Consider the following 324-nt stretch of genomic DNA (forward strand, 5'->3'; position numbering starts at 1 on the left):
CATGTTTGAGATATTTTATTAAAAGTGCGGGTGAAGGGAGTCGAACCCCCACGCCAAAGGCGCTAGATCCTAAGTCTAGTGCGTCTGCCAATTCCGCCACACCCGCATATTAATATTTTAAGAAAAAATGGGGCGACTGATGGGAATCGAACCCACGAATGCCGGAGCCACAATCCGGTGCGTTAACCACTTCGCCACAACCGCCATGATTTTCTGGTGCCGACTAGAGGACTTGAACCCCCAACCTACTGATTACAAGTCAGTTGCTCTACCAATTGAGCTAAGTCGGCTAAATGGTGGAGGATGACGGGATCGAACCGCCGA

Annotated in this window: 3 tRNA genes; all 3 read right to left on the bottom strand. The window is 50.0% G+C overall.

The features are described from left to right. Positions 1-25: 25 nt before the first annotated feature. Positions 26-106, bottom strand: a tRNA-Leu gene (locus MR170_RS31345). A gap of 22 nt (positions 107-128) precedes the next feature. After that, positions 129-204, bottom strand: a tRNA-His gene (locus tag MR170_RS31350). 10 nt (positions 205-214) lie between these two features. Continuing rightward, positions 215-290: transfer RNA gene (locus MR170_RS31355), tRNA-Thr, on the bottom strand. Between the last annotated feature and the right edge of the window lie 34 nt (positions 291-324).

The sequence above is a fragment of the Bacillus cereus group sp. BfR-BA-01524 genome (genome assembly GCF_022662595.1).
In the GTDB taxonomy this organism is placed as follows: domain Bacteria; phylum Bacillota; class Bacilli; order Bacillales; family Bacillaceae_G; genus Bacillus_A; species Bacillus_A thuringiensis_S.